Genomic DNA, 19,725 nt, shown 5'->3' on the forward strand with positions numbered 1-19,725 from the left:
TATTGGCAACGACTGCGGTGCGGAAACCGGACGCGGGGCGACAGGCCAGCCGCCTCACCGCTCACCCCTCCCAATAAGCTCGGGCGGATGAAGGCACTGCGTCGGTTCACCGTCCGCGCCCACCTGCCGGAGCGGCTGGCCGCGCTGGGCGAGCTCTCCACCAATCTGCGCTGGTCGTGGCACGGTCCGACCCAGGATGTGTTCGCCGCCCTGGACCCGCGCCGGTGGGCGGAGACCGGGCACGATCCGGTACGGATGCTGGGGGAGGTGCCGCCGGAGCGGTTGGACGAACTCGCCGGTGATCCGGAGTTCTGTGCGCGGGTGGATGCGGTGGCCGCGGATCTGCGGGCGTATCTGGATCGCCCGGTCCCGGACGCGGGGGTGCGGGGGATCGCCTACTTCTCGATGGAGTTCGGGGTGACCGAGGCATTGCCCATCTATTCGGGCGGGCTCGGCATCCTGGCCGGGGACCATCTGAAGGCGGCATCGGACCTGGGGTTGCCGCTGATCGGGGTGGGGCTGCTGTACCGGTCCGGGTATTTCCGGCAGTCGCTGACCGCCGACGGCCGGCAGGTCGAGCGGTATCCGGCGCTGGATCCGCAGGGGCTGCCGTTGCGGTTGCTGACCGCCGACGGCGCGCCGGTGCTGGTGCACGTGGCGCTGCCGGACCGGCGCGTATTGACCGCGCGGATATGGATCGCGCAGGTAGGGCGGGTGCCGCTGCTACTGCTGGACTCCGATATCGCGGCCAACGATCCGGAGCTGCGGTCGGTGACCGACCGGCTCTACGGCGGCGACCAAGGGCACCGGATCGAGCAGGAGATCCTCGCCGGTATCGGCGGTGTGCGGGCGGTCCGGGCCTACACCGTGGCCACCGGGCTTCCGGATCCCGAGGTCTTCCATATGAACGAGGGCCACGCGGGTTTTCTGGGGCTGGAGCGGATCCGGGAGTATCTGGCCGCGGGCCACGATTTCGATTCCGCACTGGCGGCGGTGCGTGCAGGGACCGTGTTCACCACGCATACGCCGGTGCCGGCCGGGATCGACCGGTTCCCGGTCGCGCTGGTGCACCGGTATTTCGGCGGGTCGTCCGGGGAATCGGAATCGCCGCTGCTGCCCGGGATCACGGTGGATAGGATTATCGCGCTGGGCCGGGAGGACGATCCCGCGGTGTTCAATATGGCCCATATGGGTTTGCGGCTGGCGCAGCGCGCGAACGGGGTCTCCCGCCTGCACGGCGCGGTGAGCCGGAGCATGTTCGACTCGCTGTGGCCCGGTTTCGATGCCGCCGAGGTGCCGATCGGTTCGGTGACCAACGGTGTGCACGCGCCCACTTGGGCTGCCCGGGAATGGGGGGAGGGGCTCGATACCGCCGACTGTCCGCGAATCTGGGAGGCGTTGGGAGAGTCGGCGCCGGAACGGCTCTGGGAGATCCGCGGGACCCTGCGCGCGAAGTTGGTGGGTGAGGTGCGGCGGCGGTTGCGCGAATCGTGGCGGCAGCGGGGCGCGGCCGATGCCGAACTGTCGTGGGTGGATTCGGTATTCGACCCCGAGGTGCTGACCATCGGCTTCGCCCGCCGCGTCCCGACCTACAAGCGGCTGACCCTGATGCTGCGCGATCCGCAGCGGTTGCGGGATCTGCTGCTGGACCCCGACCGGCCCGTGCAGTTGGTGGTGGCGGGTAAGAGTCATCCCGCGGACGAGGGCGGTAAGGCGCTGATCCAGCAGGTGGTGCGGTACGCCGACGATCCGGCGGTACGCCACCGGATCGTGTTCCTGCCCGATTACGACATGTCCATGGCCCGGTATCTGTACTGGGGTTGCGATGTGTGGCTGAACAACCCGCTACGGCCGTTGGAGGCGTGCGGTACGTCCGGGATGAAATCGGCCCTCAACGGTGGGTTGAACCTGTCGATCCGGGACGGCTGGTGGGACGAGATGTTCGACGGCGAGAGCGGGTGGGCGATCCCGACCGCCGACGGCGTGTCCGACGAGCGCCGCGACGATCTGGAGGCGAGCGCACTCTACGAGCTGGTGGAGCGGACGGTCGCGCCGCGCTTCTACGCGCGCGACGCGGCCGGTGTCCCGGGCCGCTGGGTCGAGATGGTGCGCCACACGCTCCGCGTTCTCGGGCCGGAAGTGCTCGCGGACCGGATGGTGCGCGAGTACACCGAGCGCTACTACCTGCCGGCCGCGGCGGCGTCTCGTCGGATCACCGGGGAAAACCTGCGGGGTGCGCGGGAGATGGCCGAATACCGCCGGCGGGTGGACAACGCGTGGCCGCGGGTGCGGGTGGCGCAGGTGGACGCGGCCGGTCTTGCGGACACCCCCGTGACCGGGGCACCGCTGTCGTTGACCGCGCGGGTGGACCTCGGTGGTCTCGGACCCGATGACGTGACGGTTCAGGCCGTGCTCGGGCGGGTCACGCCCGAGGACGAGCTGACCGACACCAGTACCGTGGCGATGGCCTGCACGGGAGCGGAGTCCGCCGAATCCGCGCTCGCGGTCTTCACCGTCGAGACTCCGGTGCCGTGCTCGGGTGCGGTCGGCTACACGGTCCGCGTGCTGCCGGCCCACGATCTGCTGGCCACCCCCGCGGAGCTGGGCCGGGTGGTCAACGCCTGACCGCCGGCGCCGATCAACGCGCGACCGGCCTCTCCGCCTCTGCCGGCTCCACGGTGGTCGCGGTGGTCGGCGCCGCGGTCCGGACGAAACCGTGCTCGTCGGCAAGGGCGACGGGTTCGGGTATGCCACCGAGAGCGTCCGCAGAATAGCTTCGCTGCAAGACACCCATCCGGACATGCAGGGTCGTGTCGGTCACGTCGGCGCCGCCGGGGAACCGGCGGTCCGGATAACCGGGCCCACTCGGTCGGGGTGGTGCCGACTTCGGTTCGTCACAGGCATCGGATACCGTTCCACCCTGGCGCTGCCGGGCGCCCGAGCTCCCACTGTGCACTGCGCGGTCACCAGTAGGGGCATACGGGGCTGTTGCCCCTACTGGTTCGGTTCGGTGCGTACGCGCCGGGTATCGGCCGGAGCGGTGCCCGGCGAGTTCCTGCCGGACTCCGGTCCGCTCCCCGTCCGCGTGTGGGCGGGTGTCATTTCCAGCCGACTGGAGGTCCCATGGCCACCGATCTTCTGACCCGGACCCGCGGGCGGATCGATACCTATTTCGCTGTCGGGGTGCACGGGTCGACCATGCGCCGCGAGCTCATGGCGGGCACGGTGACGTTCCTGGCCATGTGCTACGTACTGGCGGTCAACCCGTCCATCCTGGGGGACCAGGGCGCGCTGGGTGACCAGGGCATTCCGGCCCAAGCCGTGTTCACCGCGACCGCGGTGTCGGCGGTGGCCGGGTCCCTGGTCATGGGGTTGTGGGCGCGGTACCCGATCGCGCTGGCGCCGGGGATGGGCCTGAACGCGTTCTTCGCGTTCTCGGTGGTGCTGGGTATGGGGATTCCCTGGCAGGTCGCGCTGTCGGGCACCTTCCTGTCGGGGGTGATCTTCTTCGTACTCGCGGTGACCAGGATCCGGGAGAAGATCCTCAACGCGATCCCGCTGCAGCTGAAACTGGCGGTCGCGGCCGGTGTCGGCCTGTTCGTGGCGTTTCTCGGGTTCAAGAACGCGGGCATCGTGGTCGACAGTGATTCGACGCTGGTGAAGCTCGGCGATTTCACCCAGGGCACGACGGTGCTGGCGCTGTTCGGCCTGGTGGTCACGGTGATCTTCCTGGTCCGCGGCTGGCACGGGGCGGTGCTGTACGGCATCGTGCTGACGGCGGTGGTCGGGATGGTCGCCGGTCTGGTGGATGTGCCCGACGGAGTCGCGGCACTGCCCCGAGGGCTGGACCAGACCTTCGGGCAGGCGATCATCCATCTGCCCGACGCGTTCACCGCGCAGATGGCCGTGGTGGTGCTGACCATGCTGTTCGTCGATTTCTTCGACGCGTCGGGCACGCTCATCGGCGTCGCCAACCAGGCGGGCCTGCTGAACAGCAAGGGTGAGCTGCCGCGGGCCGCGAGCGCACTGTCCGCCGACGCGGTGGGCACCATGGCCGGCGCGGTGATCGGCACCTCTACCACCACGGCATATGTGGAATCGACCGCCGGTGTGTCCGCGGGCGGTAGGACCGGTCTGACCGCGGTGGCGACGGCCGCCTGGTTCGCGGTGGCGATGTTCTGCTATCCGATCTTCTCGGTGGTGGCGGCGTCGGGGGCGGTGACCGCGGCCGCGCTGATCGTGGTCGGGGTGCTCATGGCCCGTTCGCTGGGGGAGATCGACTGGACCCGGCTGGAGTTCGCGGTCCCGGCGTTCATCACCATCGTGATGATGCCGTTGACGTATTCCATCGCGAACGGGCTGGCTATGGGAATGATCTTCTACCCGGTGGTGATGGTGGCCCGCGGCCGGATCCGCGAGGTGCATCCGGTGATGTGGGTGCTGACCCTGATCTTCCTCGGATATTTCTTCCTCCTGGCGGAATAGCCTGCTAGAGCGAGGGGTCGGCAACCGATAGCCTGGACAAAAGGACTTCGGTCCGTTTGTTTCGGTGGCTAACTATCCGGATTGCAAGGAGGGGTTCCCTATGACAGTCGAGTCGACGTTGGACCGCACCGCGGTACCGGCGACCAGAGATCGAGCTCTGTCCACCGATATCGGCCTCTTGATTCTGCGGGTGGTGTTCGGTCTGCTCATCGCCGCACACGGCAGCCAGAAACTCTTCGGCTGGTTCGACGGCCCGGGCCTGACCGACAACAATGCCGGTTTCGAGCAGATGGGCTTCAACCCGGGCACCTTCTTCGGCACACTGGCCGGGCTCAGCGAATTCACCGGCGGGCTGCTACTGGCCCTCGGCGTGCTGTCTCCGCTGGGCGCGGCCATCGTGCTGGGTACCACCATCGTCATCATCCATACGACCTTCGACGGCGGGCTGCTCACCGGCCAGGGTTACGAGACGGGCCTGCTCTACGCCGTGGCGGCAGCGGCCCTGGCGTTCACCGGCCCGGGCCGTTTCTCGGTGGACGGCAACCGCCCGTGGGCGCGCGGCAGTGTGGTGTGGGGCCTGGTCGCGGTGGTGGTCGCCGTGGTCGCGGCGGTGCTAGTCCTGATCTTCAAAGCAGTGTTCTGAGCGGTCCGGATCAGACGGACGCGGTGGCGGAGAGCCGGCGCAGCGCCTTCTCCACCACGGCCGGGTCGGCCGTCTCCCAGTACGGGGGCAGGGAGGCGCGCAGGAAACCGCCGTAGCGTGCGGTGGCCAGCCGGGGATCGAGGATGGCGACGACGCCGCGGTCGTCGACGCTGCGCAGCAACCGGCCCGTGCCCTGGGCAAGGAGCAGGGCCGCGTGGCTCGCGGCGACCGTGAGGAAACCGTTGCCGCCGCGCGATTCCACGGCGCGCTGCCGGGCCGCCAGCAGCGGATCGTCGGGCCGGGGGAACGGGATGCGGTCCAGGATCACCAGACTCAGCGAGGGACCTGGCACGTCGACACCCTGCCAGAGCGAGAGCGTGCCGAACAGGGAGGTTTCCGGGTCGTCGGCGAATTTGCGCACCAGGGCGCCGGTGGAATCCTCGCCCTGGCACAGGATGGGGGTGTCCAGGCGTTTGCGTAGCACCTCGGTGGCCGCCTTCGCCGCTCGCATGGACGAGAAGAGCCCTAGGGTGCGTCCGCCCGCGGCCCCCACCAGCCGCTCGATCTCGTCCAGGTAGGCCGGGGGCAGTCCGTCGCGGCCCGGGGCCGGAAGATGTTTGGCGACGTAGAGAATTCCGGATTTGGCGTGATCGAACGGCGAACCCACGTCCAGCGAGGACCAGCGCACCGTATCGGTGTCGCTCGGTGCCTCGGCGCTGTTGGCCGTCGCCGGATCGACACGGCTGTTCGATTGCGGCGGCAGGCCCCAGGTGCGGGCCAGGCCGTCGAAGTTTCCGCCGATCTGCAGAGTCGCCGAGGTGAGGACGACCGTTGCGGCGCCGAACAATTGACTGCGCAGCAGCCCGCCTACGGCCAGCGGGGCCATCCGCAGGGTGCGCCGGGTGACCCCGCGGATCTCATCGGCCGACAGCCACACCACATCGCGGCGGGCCGCTGGGTCGGGTTCGTCGAAGGCGGTGAGCGCGCGAACCGCGCTGTCGTGGATCTCCTCCACTCCGGCGATGGCCATGTTCCGGCCGGCGGCGGCCTCGGGGTCGTTGCCGCCGGAGCCCTGCGGATTGAGCGCGGTGCGGGCGTGCCAGGCGGCGTCCCGGACGAGCGCCAGCACCCCGGCGACACCCTCGGGCAGCGTGTCCCAGCGGGTGGGTGGCAGTTCGTCGAGGGCGGTGTGCCAGGCCTCGGCGGCCTCTTCGAGCCGGTCCACCTCCCGCTCGTCGATGAGCTTCGCGCAGCGCCGGGCGGCGGTGCTGATGGCGGTGGCGGACAACTCGGCGGTCGCGATCCCGGTGACCCGGTCGACGAGTTCGTGCGCCTCGTCGACCACCACCAGATCGTGTTCGGGCAGGACCTGCACACCGCTGATGGCGTCGATGGCCAGCAGGGCGTGATTGGTGACGACGATATCGGCCTGCGCGGATTCGGCCCGGGCCCGTTCGGCGAAACAGTCCTGCCCGAACGGGCAGCGTGATTTGCCCAGGCATTCGCGCGCGGACACGCTCACCTGCCGCCAGGCACGGTCGCCGACGCCCGGGGCGAGCTCGTCGCGGTCGCCGGTCTCGGTGTCGGAGGCCCATTCGTTGAGCCGTTTCACTTCGCGGCCGAGCCGCGAGACCGCGAACGCGTCGAACAGTTCGGCCTCGGCGGGTTCTTCCGGGACGGCACTGTTGATCTTGTTGAGGCACAGATAGTTGTTGCGGCCCTTGAGGATCGCGAACTCCGGCGTGCGGCCCAGCGGTTTCGTCAGCGCCTGGGCCAGCCGGGGAAGATCCCGGTCCACCAGCTGGCGCTGCAGCGCGATGGTGGCGGTGGAGATCACCACCGTGCGGCCGGTCCGTACCGCGTAGCGCAGGCTGGGGACCAGATAGGCGAGCGATTTCCCGGTGCCCGTCCCCGCCTGGACGGCCAGATGCTCTTTGTTCTCGATGGCGTTGTCCACTGCCGCGGCCATCGTCATCTGACCCACGCGTTCCTTACCGCCGAGCGCGGTCACAGCGGTCGCCAGCAGGTCTGATACGGGCGGGAGTTCGGGCACTCGGGCAGCCTACTGCGCCGCACCGACAGCCGTGCGCCCAGTCGAGGACCGGCCCGTCCCGCCCGCTCGACACCGGAAGCGCGGACCGCTCTTCCCAGCGATCTTACTCAGAAGTAAGGTCGGATTATGGCGTGGAAACCTGATCACATAGCCGACCAGCGCGGACGCACATTCGTCGTCACCGGCGCCAACGGCGGACTCGGAGCCGAGACCACAAAAGTACTGGCCGGCAAAGGGGCCACCGTGGTGATGGCCTGCCGCAACACCGAGAAGGCACAGGAGGTCGCCGATGCCATCGGCGGCGATCTCCGGGTCCGCCGGTTGGACCTGGCCGATCTGTCCTCGGTCCGGGAATTCGCCGAGCAGACCGAGGAATTCGATGTGCTCGTCAACAATGCCGGCCTGATGAACGTGCCGTTCTCGCGGACCGTGGACGGCTTCGAAACACAATTCGGCGTGAACCATCTCGGCCATTTCGCGCTGACCGGGCTGCTGCTGGACCGGATCCGCGACCGGGTGGTGACCCTGGCCAGTATCGCCCACAAGCAGACCCCCAAGTTCTGGGTCGACGACCTGAACTACGAGAACCGCCGCTACCAGCGCAACCTGGCCTACGCCCAGGCCAAACTGTCGAACCTCATGTTCGCGCGCGAACTCCAGCGCCGGCTGGCGGCGGCCGGCTCGGCGAAACGTTCCTACGGTGTGCACCCGGGGGTATCGGCCACCGAACTGTTCACCCGCACCGAGACGCCGCTGGACTGGGTCAGTAAACCGGTGATCCGGCTGGTCGGGCACGCACCGGCGAAGGCGGCGCATTCGACGCTGTTCGCGGCCACCACACCCGACGCCGATCCCGATACGTACTGGGGTCCGACCCGGTTGTTCCAGTCCCAGGGCCCGGTGGAGGCGTCCCCGTCCACCCGACTGTCCAAGAACGCCGACCTGTGGCAGCAGCTGTGGGCGGAGTCCGAGCGCCTGACCGGGGTCGCCTACAAGTTCTGACCGGCGGCGATACCGGCTGCCGCGATACCCACCTCACACTACGGTCCGTGTAGTAGACGGGTACCGTGGTAGCCGTGTCCGCAACACCTCGCCGCACCGTGCACCGCCCGGCCCTGGTCCTGCTGGTGGTCGTGCTGGCACTGGCCGCGCTGGCCCTGGGCTGGTGGCAGTGGGAGCGGTTCTCCTCGGCGAGCGGCACCGCGCAGAACCTCGGGTACGCACTGCAGTGGCCGCTGTTCGCCGGGTTCGCGCTGTTCGCCTATTTCCGGTTCGTGCGGTTGGAAACGGAGACCGCCGGTACCGAACCGTCCGGCGTGACCACCGAACCGGGCGCGGATACGCCGGAAACCGGGTCCGGACCCTCGAACACCCGCACCGGACTGTTCGCCGGCCGGCGCGGTACCCCGGCGGCCGGGCCGCGAGAGATCCCGGCCGGTTTCCTACCCGAACGCCCGCGAGCCGTCCGCGACGACGATCCGGTGCTCGCCGAATACAACAGCTACCTGGCCCGTTTACACGCCGCCGACGGCGCCGCGGGCAGCACGGCGGGCCCGGCCCGCGATACCGAGAGGAGCGCGGGTTGACCGCGAGCGAAAACGCCACCACCGCACCCGAGGCCGGCGCTGCCGCGCCGACCGGCGACCGGCGGATCGCGGGCGCGCTACTGCGCTACCGCGTCCTGGCCTGGGTCACCGGTCTGTGGCTGCTGTTCCTCACCGCCGAGATGATCGCCAAATACGGCTTCGGTGTGGATACACCCAGCTGGATCGCGGTGGTACACGGCTGGGCGTACTTCATCTATCTGATCCTCACCGCGGATCTGGCGGTCAAGGTGCGCTGGCCGATCAAACGCACCGTCGGGACGCTGCTCGCGGGCACCATCCCGCTACTGTCGTTCTTCGTCGAGCACCGGAACACCCAGCAGGTCAAGCGGGACTTCGGGGTCTGACCACCCGGCGCCGGACTCAGCCCGCCAGCGCGGCGAGCGCCGGCAAAAGCTGAGCCAGCGCGCGGCCCCGGTGGGACGCCCCGTCCTTCTGCGCCGGGGTGAGCTGAGCGGCGCTGAGTTGCCCGCCGTCGGGGTGGAACAGCGGGTCGTACCCGAACCCGCCGTCGCCCTGCGGCTCCCGCGCGATGGTGCCCGGCCATTCGCCGCGCACCACGATTTCCGCGCCCGCCGGGATCACCAGCGCGCACGCGGAGACGAAACTGGCGCCGCGGCGTTCGTCGGGCGTATCGGACAACTGCGCCAGCAACAGCGCGTTGTTCGCGGCATCGTCACCGTGGCGGCCCGACCACCGCGCCGACAGCACCCCGGGCATCCCGTTGAGCGCGTCCACCGCGATACCGGAATCGTCGGCGATACAGGGCAACCGCGTGGCGCGGGCGCCGTCGCGCGCCTTGGCCAGTGCGTTCTCCTCGAAGGTCGCGCCCGTCTCCGGAGCCTCCGGATACTCCGGTACATCGTCGAGGCCCACGATCTCCAGACCCGCGATTCCGGCCTCGGCGAGGATGCGGCGCAGTTCGGTCAGTTTCTTGGCGTTGCGGCTGGCGAGCAGAACCCGACGCGTCATCACTTCTTCTTCGAGGTTTCGGTGGCCTCCGGCAGCACACCGGGATAGGGCAGGGCCAGCGCTTCCTTCTGGACGGCGAACAGCTGTTCGCACCCGGCCAGCGCTGAATCGAGCAGTTTGTCGAGAGTGGACCGCGGGAAGGTCGCGCCCTCACCGGTCCCCTGGATCTCCACCAGTGTGCCGGTATCGGTGGCGACCACGTTCATATCGACCTCGGCCCGCGAATCCTCCTCGTAGGGGAGATCGAGCCGGACCCGTCCGTCCACCACACCGACACTCACGGCGGCGATGGCACAGGAGATCGGCTGCGGATCCGCCAGCGCCCGGGCCGCGCCCAGATAGGTGATCGCGTCCGCGAGCGCCACATAGGCGCCGGTGATCGCGGCGGTCCGGGTGCCGCCGTCGGCCTGCAGCACATCACAGTCGACGGCGATGGTGTTCTCACCGATGGCGGCGAGGTCGATACAGGCCCGCAGGGAGCGGCCGACCAGCCGGCTGATCTCCTGGGTGCGCCCGCCGACCTTGCCTTTGACCGATTCCCGGCCGCTGCGGGTGTGGGTGGCGGCCGGCAGCATCGCGTATTCGGCGGTGAGCCAGCCGAGACCCGAGTCGCGTCGCCACGGCGGCACCCCGTCGGTGACGCTGGCCGTGCACATCACCCGGGTCTGCCCGAACTCCACCAGCACCGAACCCGCCGGGTGCGTGGTGAAGCCTCGAGTTATCCGTACCTCGCGGAGTTCGTCGTCCGCCCTGCCATCGGCTCGTCTCGACACGGGCTCAGCGTAGTGGGGAACCCGTGCCGGGACATGCCTGGGTCTACAGGTCGAAGGACTCGCCCGGGGTTACCGCGTGCACGGGCCCGGTGAACTCGGCTTTGGCCTCGGCGATGACGTCTTCGCGGGAGGTCCACGGCGGAATATGGGTGAGCAGGAGTTCCCCGACTCCGGCCTCGGCGGCGATCCGGCCGGCTTCGGTGCCCGAAAGGTGGATGCCCGCCGGTCGATTGGCGGGATCGTGGGTCCACGACGCCTCCGCGAGGAGAACGTCGGCACCCTGGGCGAGTTCCTGGACGGCCGGACAGACCGCGGTATCGCCGGTGTAGACGAAGGTACGGCCGCCGGCGGTGACGATCCGCAGACCGTAGGACTCCGGCGGGTGGAACATCCGCCGCGCGGTGAGGGTGTGCCCGGGACCGAACTCCACCGCCTCGCCCTCGTGCCAAGTGCGGAAATCGATCACATCGGACCAGTCGTCGCATTCCCCGCCGACCTCGGCCGAGGCGTTACCGATCCGCACCGGCGCGTCCGCGGGACCACGGACAATCGCCCGCCCGGCGGGGGGCGTGGGGTGGTAGCGCCGCCACACCAGCAGCCCGGGAAGGTCGAGGCAGTGATCGGCGTGCAGATGGGTCAGGAAGATGGACACCTCGCCCGGATCGGCGAATCGCTGCAGCGCACCGAGGATGCCCGGACCGAAATCGATGACCACCGGCGACATGTCCGGACCGGTGAGCAGATAACCCGACGCGGGGGAATCCGGGCCGGACACACTGCCCGAGCACCCGAGGACGGTGAGGCGCATGTCACCATGCTGCCACGAGGTTTCCCGATTCAAGACCGCATCCCCCGAAAATACTGGCCGCACCCACGGTCACCGGGGCGAGGCGAGTGGCCCGGTGTGGAGTTGACGGCGGTGTCGACGTTCATCACTGGAGAGTACCCACCCGGCGAACAGTCCACCCATAGCGCCGAAAAGGTGTCCCTGCCAGGAGATTCCGTCCTGGCCGGGTAGCACGCCCCACAGCAGCGAACCGTAGAGGACCAGGACCACCAGCCCCAATACGATCTGCCCGAGCTGCCGGGCGAACCAGCCGCGGCAGATGAGATAGGTGAGCCAGCCGAAGACCAGCGAGGACGCGCCGACGTGCACGGTGCCCTCGCCGCCGGTCAGCCAGGTGCCCACCCCGGCGACGAGCCAGACGATCGCGGTGGCGGCCAGCCCCCGGCGGATGCCGGTGGCCAAGGTGAGGAAACCGAGGATCAGCACGGGCACGGAGTTGCCGATCAGATGGTCCCAGCCGTGGTGCAGCAGGGGCGCGAAGGCGATACCGTCCAGGCCGTCGACCTCGCGGGGTTCGATGCCCAGCGTTCGATCGATGGACGAGTCGATCACCGCGTCGGCGAACTCGATCAGGTACAGCACCACCAGGAACGCAAGGGTCACGATCCCGGCCCGCGACCAGGTGCGACGGGTGGTGGCGAACCCGCCGGAACCCGAACCGCCGGGAACCGGTCCACTACCCGGCGGGGGTCGGAATGCGGCGATACGGTCGGGGTCGAACGAAGCGCCCAGCGGCCCACCACCGGTCATCACGATCTCCTCCTCGCCACGCGCCACAGCTCCCGGCGCGTTGCTTCCGAGGGTACCGAGTCGGCGTGACCTCAAGCCCAGAGCTGGCCGTCGAGCCGTTCCTCGGCTTCTTCGAGGGTGCCGTCGTAGGCGCCGGTGGACAGGTATTTCCAGCCGCCGTCGGCCACGACGAAGGCGATATCGGCGCGGCGGCCCGCGGCGACCGCCTTCCGGGCGACCCCGAGCGCGGCGTGCAGGATCGCGCCGGTGGAGATACCGGCGAAGATGCCCTCCTCGAGGACCAGTTCGCGGGTGCGGCGCACGGCGTCGTAGGGGCCCACGGAGAACCGGCTGGTGAGTACCGACTCGTCGTACAGTTCGGGGATGAAGCCCTCGTCGATGTTGCGCAGACCGTATACCAGTTCGCCGTAGCGGGGTTCGGCCGCGACGATCTCGATGTTCGGGACCTTCTCACGCAGGAACCGACCGGTCCCCATCAGGGTGCCGGTGGTGCCGAGCCCGGCGACGAAATGGGTGATCTCGGGCAGGTCGGCGAGAATCTCCGGGCCGGTGGTCTCGTAGTGGGCGAGCGCGTTGGCCGGGTTGCCGTACTGGTACAGCATCACCCAGTCCGGGTTGGCGACGGCGATCTCCTTGGCCCGGGCCACCGCCTGGTTCGAACCGCCCGCCGCCGGCGAGTCGATGATCTCGGCGCCGAACATGGTGAGCAGTTGCCGGCGCTCCACCGAGGTGTTCTCCGGCATCACGCACACCAGGCGGTATCCCTTGAGTTTCGCCGCCATGGCCAGCGAGATCCCGGTGTTTCCGCTGGTGGGTTCCAGAATGGTGCAGCCCGGGGTCAGCCGGCCGTCGGCCTCGGCCTGCTCGATCATGCGCAACGCGGGACGATCCTTGATGGACCCGGTGGGGTTGCGGTCCTCGAGTTTGGCCCACAGCCGTACCGGCTGCTCGCCCTCCCACTGCGGGGACAGAGTGCGCAGACCGACCAGCGGGGTGTTCCCGAGGGTCGCGATCAGTGACTCGTAGCGTGCCACGGAATTATCGGGCCCCGCCCGCGACGGCCGGCAGGATCGTCACGGTCGATCCCTCGCCCACGGCGGTCTCCAGGCCGCCGGAGAACCGCACGTCCTCGTCGTCGACATAGATATTGACGTACCGGTTCAGCTTGCCCTCGTTGAGCAGCCGCTCGGCCAGCCCCGGGTGGTTGGCCTCCAGGTTCTCGATCACCGCGGCGAGCGTGGACCCCTCGGCCGCGACGCGCTTCTCGCCTCCGGTGTGGGTACGCATGATGGTCGGGATGGACACGGTGACCGGCATGGTGCTGCTCCTCGCTTGTACTCGGTATGTGGGTCGGAAAACTGGGGCGGTCAGGCGGCTTCGTACGCGTCGACGATCCGAACCGGTTCCTCGGTGACCTCGCCGTCGACGATCCGGTAGCTGCGCAGCTCGTGGCGCGCGGCGTCACGGGTGGAGATCAGCACGTAGTGGGCGCCGGGTTCGGAGGCGTAGGAGATATCGGTACGGCTCGGGTAGGCCTCGGTCGCGGTGTGCGAGTGGTATATCACCACCGGCTCCTCGTCGGCGTCGTCCATGGCCCGCCAGACCTTCAGCTGTTCGCCGGAATCGAAACGGTAGAAGGTGGGCGATCGCTCCGCGTTCAGCATGGCGACGAAACGCTCGGGCCGGTCGGACCCCTCGGGTCCCGCGATGATGCCGCAGGCCTCGTCGGGATGGTCGGCGCGCGCGTGCGCGACCATCGCATCCACCAGATCGGCCCTGATCACGAGCACAATCAAACCCTTCCACCTCTTGGCACGGCCACCGCCGACCGGTCACAGCCGACAACTGCCGAGGATATTCGGGTATTCCCGGCACCCTGCACGGCCCCCTACCGCGCTGCGCGCGTATCCGCGTGGACGCGGGACGGGCCACCGCCGCGGCCGGGGTCACCGGAGCTCCCGACCCCGCCTCGCCGGAGGCGGGGTAATCAGGTACCGAACAGGTCGCTGTACGCCGGGATGCCGGCTACGGAGTGGGCGGTGTGGATCGCGTCGACCACCGCGCGTTCGACGCAGACCGCCGCCGCGGTGCTCAAGGCGTCGACCACCGCCAGGTCGGCCGGGAACGCGGCGGGTAACCGAGGCCCCTCCGGCGGTGTCGCGGTGCCGGTGGCCAGCGCGAAGAAGGTGTCCCCGTCGAGCGGGGAGTGGGCCGGGCGAACCGCCCTGGCCAGACCGTCGTGGGCGACCGTGGCCAGCCGGCGGCACCCGGCCGGGTCCAGCGGGGCGTCGGTGGCGACCACGCCGATGGTGGTGTTGAGTACGGTGCCCTTCACGGCCAGCGCATTAGCGGCCGCGAGTTGCTCGGCGGTACCGGGTCGCAGGCCGAAGAATTCGGGTCCGTCGGTGCCCGCGCCCCACGGGATCCCGGTGCGGGGATCGAAAACCGATCCGACCGGGTTGGCGACGACCAACGCACCCACCGTGAGCCCGGCGGCAATGCCGTCGTCGAACCGGATACTGGCGCTGCCGACACCGCCCTTGAGCGCGCCGGCCTGGGCGCCGGTCCCGGCGCCTACACAACCGCGCACGAAATCGGGTCGGGCGGAGTCGGCCGCGTAATAACCGAATTCGGCGGTGGGGCGAGTGTTCCAGTCGCCGACCGGGAGGTCGAAGATCACGGCACCGGGCACGATCGGGACCACACGGGTGGGGTCCTCGGGCGACATGGGCAGCCCTTCGCCGTGCTCCTCCAGCCAGCGCATTACGCCGTCCGCGGCGGCCAGGCCGTAGGCGCTGCCGCCGGTGAGCAGAATCGCGTGTACCTGCCGGACCGTGTTCGCGGGATCGAGCAGATCGGTCTCCCGGGTGCCGGGGCCACCGCCGCGGACATCCACCGCGGCGACCGCGCCGCCCGGCGCGCGGACCACGGTGCAGCCGGTGGCGGCGCCGGAGCCGCGGGTCGCGTCCGGATCGAGTATGTGGTGGTGGCCGACGAGCAGGCCCGCCACATCGGTGAGCGCGTTCCGCGCTCCGGGCGCGGCGGTCACGGGGCCATCGCCTGCAGCAGGGAGTCCTGCATCCAGGTCAGCCAGTGATAGACGTCCAGATGGGGAGCGCGCGGATCGTCGGGCGGAAACTGCTCGGGCGTGTCGGCGTCGACTTCCAGCACCACGCCGAGGGCCAGCCGGACATCGGTGAGCGCGGTGAGCCAGGAATCGGCCTCTTCCGGAGTGATCACTATCTTGCCGCCTTCCTCGGGGAGGGTGTGCAGCACCACCCCGGCGGCGGCCAGTTTCGCGTCGATGATCTCCGGCTCGTGCAGACCGCGCAGCGCGCTGTTCAGATCGGCTCGTTCGGCGTCGGGGGAGCCCGGTTCGGCCCGATGGAACTCGGGCAGCAGCCGGGCCAGCCGCGGGTCGTCGGGCGGCGCGGTATTACCGCTGCGCAGACCGGTGAGAGCGGCGAGCTCGTCCTCGGGGGCCGAGGAGGCGCGTTCACCCAGCAGACCCGAAACTGCTCCGACCAGCGAGCGCAGCACGCTGGCTTCGCGCGCGTCCATCTCCGACCGCAGTTTGAGACCGCTCAATGAGTTCTTCCGGCTCCATTTACGCACGTCGCTACGGTAACCGTCCGATCAGTCGTCTCGTTGCATGGTGGCCCACAGGCCCGCCGCGTGCAGGCGGCGGACATCCTGTTCCATTTTGTCCCGCGATCCCGACGATACGACCGCTTTGCCTTCGTTGTGCACCTTGAGCATCAGCTCGGTCGCCTTGGCTTTGCTGTAGCCGAACAGCTTCTGGAAGATATAGGCGACGTAGTGCATGAGGTTGACCGGATCGTCCCAGACCACGGTGACCCACGGCCGGTCCTCCGCCTCGAGGATCTCGGTGTACTCCACGGCCTCCGGTGTCGCCTGGGCCGCCGACAACGTGACGCCGGGGGCGCCGAGGAGGACCTCTGTCGTCGATGAGCGGGGTGCGGTGTTGCACAAGGCCATGAATTCAAGAGTACGACGCGCGGAGTAATTCACAACACCCGGAGCAGCAACGATGCCGGTCGTCCAGGCCTGCCGGGTCGCCGCCTACAACACGCGACACGCCGCCGCGCGGGTTCGGCGCCCGGCGCTGCCCCCGGCGGGCTTCGCCGCGGCGCGGACGGGCTGTTTACAGTGACACCCGTGGACCTGCGCGACGCGGCCGGTAGCACCGCTCTGCTGACCGACCAATACGAGCTCACCATGCTGGCCGCCGCGCTCGCCGACGGTTCCGCGGCGCGGCGGTGCACCTTCGAGGTGTTCGCCCGGCGTTTGCCGCACGGGCGCAGATACGGCGTTGTGGCCGGTACCGGCCGTTTCCTCGATGCGCTGGCCCACTTCCGGTTCGGCGCGGCGGAGCTGGAGATCGTCGCCCGGTTCCTGGACGCGGATACGGTCGCCTGGTTGCGCGATTACCGGTTCACCGGCGATATCGACGGCTATCCGGAAGGCGAGCTGTACTTCCCGGGTTCGCCGATCCTCTCGGTGACCGGAACCTTCGCCGAATGCGTGCTGCTCGAGACACTGGCACTGTCGGTGTTCAACCACGACAGCGCGATCGCCGCCGCGGCCGCCCGGATGGTGAGTGCCGCCGACGGGCGCCGGATGATCGAGATGGGGTCGCGGCGCACCCACGAGCAGGCCGCGCCCGCCAGTGCGCGGGCGGCCTACCTGGCCGGTTTCCACGCGACCTCCAATCTGGAGGCGGTCCGCCGCTACGGCGTGCCCGGCGCGGGTACCAGTGCGCACGCGTTCACCCTGGTACACAGCGGCGCCGACGGCGAACACGAGATCGAGGCGTTCCGCAGTCAGGTGGCGGCGCACGGCACCGGCACCACCCTGCTTGTCGACACCTTCGACATCACCCGCGGCGTCGCGCTCGCGGTCGAGGTCGCGGGACCGGAACTGGGCGCGGTGCGTATCGACTCCGGTGACCTCGGTGTCCTGGCCCGGCAGGTACGCCGGCAACTGGACGAACTGGGCGCGGTGAAAACCCGGATCGTCGTATCCGGGGACCTGGACGAATACGCCATCGCGGCACTGCGGGCCGAACCGGTGGACGCCTACGGAGTCGGCACCCAGCTGGTCATCGGTTCCGGCGCGCCGACCGCCGGCATGGTCTACAAGCTGGTCGAGGTCGAGGGGCTGCCGGTGGCCAAACGGTCCAGTCACAAGGAGTCCCGCGGCGGAGCCAAACGCTCGGTGCGCCTGGCGCGCGGCACCGGGACCATCGTGGAGGAGGTCGTGTACCCCGCGACCGCCGACCGGCCGGCGCCCGACGGCTACGAGGTGCGCGATCTGTCGGTCCCGCTGGTGCGCGGTGGTGCGGTGCTGGACCGGCCCGGCCTCGCCGAATCCCGGGATCTCGTCGCCCGCGGCGTGGTGAGTCTGCCGTGGGAGGGACTCAAACTGTCCGGCGGTGACCCGGCGGTTGCGACTACATTCCTGATCTGACCGGGCGTACGCGAGGAGACTGGAATTATGAAACGCGCGCTGATCGTGGTGGATGTGCAGAACGATTTCTGCGAGGGCGGTTCGCTTGCCGTATCGGGTGGCGCCCGCGTCGCGGAGTTGATCAGCGCATATCTGGCCGAGAACCGGTACGACGCGGTGGTGGCCACCCGCGATTACCACATCGACCCGGGCGCCCATTTCTCCGAGGCACCCGACTATCTGGACAGCTGGCCGCCGCACTGCCGGGTCGGCACCCCGGGAGCCGATTTCCATCCGCAATTCGATACCGCCGCGGTGCAGGAGGTCTTCTCCAAGGGCGAGTACTCGGCGGCCTACTCGGGATTCGAGGGCGCGTCGACCGCCGGAGAAACCCTGACCGAGTGGTTACGCGCCCGCGATATCGCCGCGGTCGATATCGCGGGTATCGCCACCGACCACTGTGTCCGGGCGACCGCGCTGGATGCCGTCGCCGCCGGTTTCACCACGCGGATCCTGCTCGGTCTCACCGCCGGCGTCGCGTCGGCGACTGTCGAGAAAGCCCTGGACGAACTGAACCGGGCAGGGGTCGAGCTCTCCGGCGCCGTGGTCAGGGCCGGCGCCTGAGACCGCTCCCATGATCTTCGGCTGCGCGGAAGCCGGCTCCGGGGTGTGCGAACGGTCCCACGACGGGTGCACTTGTCACCGGCGCCGGGCACAATCACCGTCATGATCGCCACCGGGGACGATGTCCGCTCCTACGCCCTGGCCCTCCCGGCCACGACCGAAGAATTCGCTTGGGGCATGCCGATTTTCAAGGTGGAGCGCCGGCTGTTCCTCACCCTGCCCGAGGACGAGACCTCGATGGCGGTGCGCTGCCCGGTCGTCGACCGGGACGAACTGGTACAGGCCGAACCGGACAAGTTCTGGATTGCCGGGCACGAGGCCAACAACCCGTGGGTCCGGGTACGGCTCGCGGCGCTGGACGACCTGGACGAGATGCGCGACATAATCCTGGATTCGTGGCGGCTGGCGGCGCCGGAAAGCCTCGCGGCGGGGGTTTCATAGGGCCGGAGTGTCCGGTGCGCGCTGCCTTCGATATCGCGATGTTCGGTGTGGGTTTGCTCGGGAAGGTAGAGCGATGTGGGCTTACGCGTGAAGGTGCTGTGTTTTTTGGCGCCGCCTCCGGCGGCGCGGGGTTGAGACCAAGGGGGCCTCAACCCTTCGAGGTGTCTCGCAAAACTCGACGCGCGGGGTTACGTGGGCATTCGATGTTTCGGATCGGACGACACGGATCGAGCTCTTGTCGTGCATATACTCGTCCGCGTATATTCGTAGGCGAGTAAGGAGGGTGTATGGCGAAGAAGCGCAAGGTCGGCAATCTGCTGGCCCTCGCGGTGCTCGCGGTGATGCAGGACGAAGCCATGCACCGGTATCAGATCGCGGCACGGCTGCGTGAATACGGCAAAGACCGGGACATCGATATCAAATGGGGGTCGCTGTACACGGTTGTGCAGAACCTGGCGAAGGCCGGTTTTCTCGAGGTGGTGGGCAGCGAGCGGGAGGGGGCGCGGCCGGAGCGGGTGATCTATCGGATCACCGCGGCCGGACGTCGCGAACTCGTGGACTGGACCCGGGAACTGATCGCGGAACCGGAACCCGAGCGCGGCCGGTTCGTCGCGGGCCTGTCGATTCTGGCGGTGCTGCCGCCGGATGACGTGGCCGAGCTGCTGGGCCGCCGGCTGGCCGTACTGGACGAGCAGATCGCGCAGGTGCGCGCGGAGTTCGCCCAGCTCGCCGGCACCTTGCCCCGGCTCTTCCTGATCGAATCCGAGTACGGGCTCACCGTGCTCGAGGCCGAGGCGGAGTGGACCAGGGCGTTGCGCGCCGAGCTGGTCGAGGGAACCTTCCCCGATCTGGCGGAATGGCGGGCCTGGCACCGGAACGGGCCGGGTGTGGACAGCGGGCGTGCTCGCGCGTACGTGGAGGGGGCTGATAGCACGACGGATCAGTGAACCAACCGGGCTCGATGGAGGTGCGGCAACACCACCATCGAGCTCGGATCACCGTCTCGGACCGTGCCCGCGCGGACGCACACCCGGCCACGAGTTTGGCAGAACACAGGATAACCG

22 protein-coding genes are annotated in these 19,725 nt (G+C 69.2%); 10 read left to right on the plus strand and 12 right to left on the minus strand.

The window, feature by feature from the left end; genetic code table 11:
- Nucleotides 1–87: 87 nt before the first annotated feature.
- Nucleotides 88–2,625 (plus strand): alpha-glucan family phosphorylase, encoded by a 2,538-nt coding sequence (gene glgP / locus AB0H42_RS14515; RefSeq protein WP_357055148.1) that lies wholly within the window; start codon nt 88–90, stop codon nt 2,623–2,625.
- Nucleotides 2,626–2,638: 13 nt separating this feature from the next.
- Here the strand turns inward: glgP and AB0H42_RS14520 are convergent, their stop codons facing one another.
- Entirely contained in the window at nt 2,639–2,821 is a 183-nt protein-coding gene (locus tag AB0H42_RS14520; RefSeq protein WP_357055151.1) for a hypothetical protein, read from the minus strand.
- 302 nt (nt 2,822–3,123) lie between these two features.
- Between AB0H42_RS14520 and AB0H42_RS14525 the strand changes: the two genes are divergently transcribed.
- Nucleotides 3,124–4,485 (plus strand): NCS2 family permease, encoded by a 1,362-nt coding sequence (locus tag AB0H42_RS14525; RefSeq protein ID WP_357055154.1) that lies wholly within the window; start codon nt 3,124–3,126, stop codon nt 4,483–4,485.
- 100 nt (nt 4,486–4,585) lie between these two features.
- Nucleotides 4,586–5,128 (plus strand): DoxX family protein, encoded by a 543-nt coding sequence (locus AB0H42_RS14530; RefSeq protein ID WP_357055157.1) that lies wholly within the window; start codon nt 4,586–4,588, stop codon nt 5,126–5,128.
- 10 nt (nt 5,129–5,138) lie between these two features.
- On the opposite strand, the gene AB0H42_RS14535 is transcribed toward AB0H42_RS14530, so the two are convergent.
- Nucleotides 5,139–7,181 (minus strand): ATP-dependent DNA helicase, encoded by a 2,043-nt coding sequence (locus AB0H42_RS14535; RefSeq protein WP_357055160.1) that lies wholly within the window; start codon nt 7,179–7,181, stop codon nt 5,139–5,141.
- 126 nt (nt 7,182–7,307) lie between these two features.
- Between AB0H42_RS14535 and AB0H42_RS14540 the strand changes: the two genes are divergently transcribed.
- The 3 genes from AB0H42_RS14540 (at nt 7,308) to AB0H42_RS14550 (ending at nt 9,132) form a co-directional block, all read left to right on the plus strand.
- Complete coding sequence (locus AB0H42_RS14540; protein ID WP_357055163.1) at nt 7,308–8,183, plus strand: oxidoreductase; 876 nt, start codon at nt 7,308–7,310, stop codon at nt 8,181–8,183.
- A 74-nt stretch (nt 8,184–8,257) separates the two neighbouring features.
- Complete coding sequence (locus AB0H42_RS14545) at nt 8,258–8,767, plus strand: transcriptional regulator (RefSeq protein ID WP_357055166.1); 510 nt, start codon at nt 8,258–8,260, stop codon at nt 8,765–8,767.
- The gene (locus AB0H42_RS14550; RefSeq protein WP_030525494.1) at nt 8,764–9,132 is read left to right on the plus strand and encodes a DUF3817 domain-containing protein; all 369 of its coding nucleotides are present in this window, start codon (nt 8,764–8,766) and stop codon (nt 9,130–9,132) included. The genes AB0H42_RS14545 and AB0H42_RS14550 overlap by 4 nt, the downstream gene beginning before the upstream one ends.
- A gap of 16 nt (nt 9,133–9,148) precedes the next feature.
- On the opposite strand, the gene rdgB is transcribed toward AB0H42_RS14550, so the two are convergent.
- From rdgB to clpS, 10 genes are all read right to left on the minus strand, one after another.
- Nucleotides 9,149–9,757 carry an RdgB/HAM1 family non-canonical purine NTP pyrophosphatase gene (gene rdgB, locus AB0H42_RS14555; RefSeq protein WP_357055169.1) on the minus strand — a complete coding sequence of 203 codons (609 nt, stop codon included), beginning with the start codon at nt 9,755–9,757 and terminating at the stop codon, nt 9,149–9,151.
- Nucleotides 9,757–10,530 (minus strand): ribonuclease PH, encoded by a 774-nt coding sequence (gene rph / locus AB0H42_RS14560; protein WP_357055172.1) that lies wholly within the window; start codon nt 10,528–10,530, stop codon nt 9,757–9,759. The genes rdgB and rph overlap by 1 nt, the downstream gene beginning before the upstream one ends.
- A gap of 43 nt (nt 10,531–10,573) precedes the next feature.
- Nucleotides 10,574–11,338, minus strand: a complete 765-nt coding sequence (locus tag AB0H42_RS14565) for a cyclic nucleotide-degrading phosphodiesterase (RefSeq protein ID WP_357055175.1) — start codon at nt 11,336–11,338, stop codon at nt 10,574–10,576.
- 69 nt (nt 11,339–11,407) lie between these two features.
- Nucleotides 11,408–12,127 carry a rhomboid family intramembrane serine protease gene (locus AB0H42_RS14570; protein WP_357055178.1) on the minus strand — a complete coding sequence of 240 codons (720 nt, stop codon included), beginning with the start codon at nt 12,125–12,127 and terminating at the stop codon, nt 11,408–11,410.
- Nucleotides 12,128–12,198: 71 nt separating this feature from the next.
- Nucleotides 12,199–13,161, minus strand: coding sequence for a cysteine synthase (locus tag AB0H42_RS14575; RefSeq protein WP_357055181.1), 963 nt, complete (start codon nt 13,159–13,161; stop codon nt 12,199–12,201).
- A gap of 4 nt (nt 13,162–13,165) precedes the next feature.
- A complete protein-coding gene (locus tag AB0H42_RS14580) occupies nt 13,166–13,444 on the minus strand; it encodes a MoaD/ThiS family protein (protein ID WP_063130570.1) in 279 nt (92 codons plus the stop codon).
- A gap of 50 nt (nt 13,445–13,494) precedes the next feature.
- Nucleotides 13,495–13,917, minus strand: a complete 423-nt coding sequence (locus AB0H42_RS14585) for a M67 family metallopeptidase (RefSeq protein ID WP_357055185.1) — start codon at nt 13,915–13,917, stop codon at nt 13,495–13,497.
- Between the two features lie 197 nt (nt 13,918–14,114).
- Nucleotides 14,115–15,176, minus strand: a complete 1,062-nt coding sequence (locus AB0H42_RS14590; protein ID WP_357055188.1) for a P1 family peptidase — start codon at nt 15,174–15,176, stop codon at nt 14,115–14,117.
- Entirely contained in the window at nt 15,173–15,742 is a 570-nt protein-coding gene (locus tag AB0H42_RS14595) for a DUF2017 domain-containing protein (protein WP_357055191.1), read from the minus strand. Before AB0H42_RS14595 ends, AB0H42_RS14590 begins: the two co-directional genes overlap by 4 nt.
- A gap of 21 nt (nt 15,743–15,763) precedes the next feature.
- Nucleotides 15,764–16,126 (minus strand): ATP-dependent Clp protease adapter ClpS, encoded by a 363-nt coding sequence (gene clpS / locus AB0H42_RS14600; RefSeq protein WP_063130566.1) that lies wholly within the window; start codon nt 16,124–16,126, stop codon nt 15,764–15,766.
- Nucleotides 16,127–16,366: 240 nt separating this feature from the next.
- On the opposite strand from clpS, the gene AB0H42_RS14605 reads away from it, so the two are divergent.
- The 4 genes from AB0H42_RS14605 (at nt 16,367) to AB0H42_RS14620 (ending at nt 19,608) form a co-directional block, all read left to right on the plus strand.
- Nucleotides 16,367–17,617 carry a nicotinate phosphoribosyltransferase gene (locus tag AB0H42_RS14605; RefSeq protein ID WP_357055577.1) on the plus strand — a complete coding sequence of 417 codons (1,251 nt, stop codon included), beginning with the start codon at nt 16,367–16,369 and terminating at the stop codon, nt 17,615–17,617.
- A gap of 27 nt (nt 17,618–17,644) precedes the next feature.
- Nucleotides 17,645–18,220, plus strand: a complete 576-nt coding sequence (locus AB0H42_RS14610) for an isochorismatase family protein (protein ID WP_357055194.1) — start codon at nt 17,645–17,647, stop codon at nt 18,218–18,220.
- Nucleotides 18,221–18,322: 102 nt separating this feature from the next.
- Nucleotides 18,323–18,661 carry an MmcQ/YjbR family DNA-binding protein gene (locus AB0H42_RS14615; protein ID WP_357055197.1) on the plus strand — a complete coding sequence of 113 codons (339 nt, stop codon included), beginning with the start codon at nt 18,323–18,325 and terminating at the stop codon, nt 18,659–18,661.
- Between the two features lie 287 nt (nt 18,662–18,948).
- Complete coding sequence (locus AB0H42_RS14620) at nt 18,949–19,608, plus strand: PadR family transcriptional regulator (protein WP_357055200.1); 660 nt, start codon at nt 18,949–18,951, stop codon at nt 19,606–19,608.
- Nucleotides 19,609–19,725: the final 117 nt, after the last annotated feature.

The organism is Nocardia sp. NPDC050799 (genome assembly GCF_040654015.1).
Lineage (GTDB): Bacteria > Actinomycetota > Actinomycetes > Mycobacteriales > Mycobacteriaceae > Nocardia.

Excerpts from the sequence above, each read along its gene's own strand:
- glgP (WP_357055148.1), top strand. The coding sequence starts at position 88 with ATGAAGGCACTGCGTCGGTTCACCGTCCGCGCCCACCTGCCGGAGCGG.
- AB0H42_RS14525 (WP_357055154.1), top strand. The coding sequence starts at position 3,124 with ATGGCCACCGATCTTCTGACCCGGACCCGCGGGCGGATCGATACCTAT.
- AB0H42_RS14530 (WP_357055157.1), top strand. The coding sequence starts at position 4,586 with ATGACAGTCGAGTCGACGTTGGACCGCACCGCGGTACCGGCGACCAGA.
- AB0H42_RS14540 (WP_357055163.1), top strand. The coding sequence starts at position 7,308 with ATGGCGTGGAAACCTGATCACATAGCCGACCAGCGCGGACGCACATTC.
- rdgB (WP_357055169.1), bottom strand. The coding sequence starts at position 9,757 with ATGACGCGTCGGGTTCTGCTCGCCAGCCGCAACGCCAAGAAACTGACC.
- AB0H42_RS14565 (WP_357055175.1), bottom strand. The coding sequence starts at position 11,338 with ATGCGCCTCACCGTCCTCGGGTGCTCGGGCAGTGTGTCCGGCCCGGAT.
- AB0H42_RS14570 (WP_357055178.1), bottom strand. The coding sequence starts at position 12,127 with ATGACCGGTGGTGGGCCGCTGGGCGCTTCGTTCGACCCCGACCGTATC.
- AB0H42_RS14580 (WP_063130570.1), bottom strand. The coding sequence starts at position 13,444 with ATGCCGGTCACCGTGTCCATCCCGACCATCATGCGTACCCACACCGGA.
- clpS (WP_063130566.1), bottom strand. The coding sequence starts at position 16,126 with ATGGCCTTGTGCAACACCGCACCCCGCTCATCGACGACAGAGGTCCTC.
- AB0H42_RS14605 (WP_357055577.1), top strand. The coding sequence starts at position 16,367 with ATGCTGGCCGCCGCGCTCGCCGACGGTTCCGCGGCGCGGCGGTGCACC.
- AB0H42_RS14610 (WP_357055194.1), top strand. The coding sequence starts at position 17,645 with ATGAAACGCGCGCTGATCGTGGTGGATGTGCAGAACGATTTCTGCGAG.
- AB0H42_RS14615 (WP_357055197.1), top strand. The coding sequence starts at position 18,323 with ATGATCGCCACCGGGGACGATGTCCGCTCCTACGCCCTGGCCCTCCCG.
- AB0H42_RS14620 (WP_357055200.1), top strand. The coding sequence starts at position 18,949 with ATGGCGAAGAAGCGCAAGGTCGGCAATCTGCTGGCCCTCGCGGTGCTC.